This window comes from Pseudomonas sp. MD195_PC81_125 (assembly GCF_014060985.1).
Taxonomy (GTDB): domain Bacteria; phylum Pseudomonadota; class Gammaproteobacteria; order Pseudomonadales; family Pseudomonadaceae; genus Aquipseudomonas; species Aquipseudomonas parakoreensis.
The window spans coordinates 1-809 of record NZ_JABULD010000154.1; the positions used below are offsets into that span (position 1 = coordinate 1).

The 809-nt window shown below is 51.4% G+C and carries 1 protein-coding gene; it reads right to left on the minus strand.

Annotation, left to right across the window (positions count from 1 at the left end):
- On the minus strand, positions 1-752 hold a 752-nt coding region (rfbB, locus tag HT737_RS06765; RefSeq protein WP_182401947.1), incomplete at its 3' end, for a dTDP-glucose 4,6-dehydratase.
- Positions 753-809 lie beyond the last annotated feature (57 nt).

The window sequence follows — 809 nt, forward strand, 5'->3', positions numbered from 1 at the left end:
CCGATGTTGTACGTCTCACCGATGACACCCTCGGTGACAACTTTGTACAACGCACGCGCATGATCTTCTACGTATAACCAGTCACGCACTTGATTACCTTTGCCATAAACCGGCAATGGTTTTCCTTCAAGTGCATTGAGAATGATCAGCGGGATCAACTTCTCAGGGAAGTGGCAAGGACCGTAGTTGTTCGAGCAGTTCGTGACCAATGTCGGCAGACCATAAGTACGAGCCCAGGCGCGAACGAGGTGATCAGAACTGGCCTTGCTCGCCGAGTACGGTGAGCTTGGCTGATATGGCGTCGTTTCCGTGAAGAGATCCTCCGGACCTTCAAGATCTCCGTAAACTTCGTCAGTAGAAATGTGATGGAAACGGAAGCTGGCCTTGCGCACATCATCCAGCGCCATCCAATATTGGCGTGCAGCTTCCAACAGTGTGTAGGTGCCAATGATATTGGTTTGGATAAACTCGGATGGACCAGTAATCGAACGATCTACGTGGGACTCAGCAGCTAGGTGCATTATCGCATCCGGCTGATGTTCACGCAGAACACGGTCGATCTGATCACGATCGCAGATATCAACGCGCTCAAATGCATAACGCGGATCCTGGCTAACTTCTGCCAGGGACTCCAGGTTACCGGCATAAGTCAACTTATCGACGTTGACCACAGAGTCGGTAGTGTTGGAAATGATGTAACGGATGACTGCCGAGCCGATGAACCCGGCGCCGCCGGTAACTAGAATTTTCACGCGAAACCATACCCTTGAGCTGCGGACAGTGGCACGAACACTGTCTAATCCATGAAT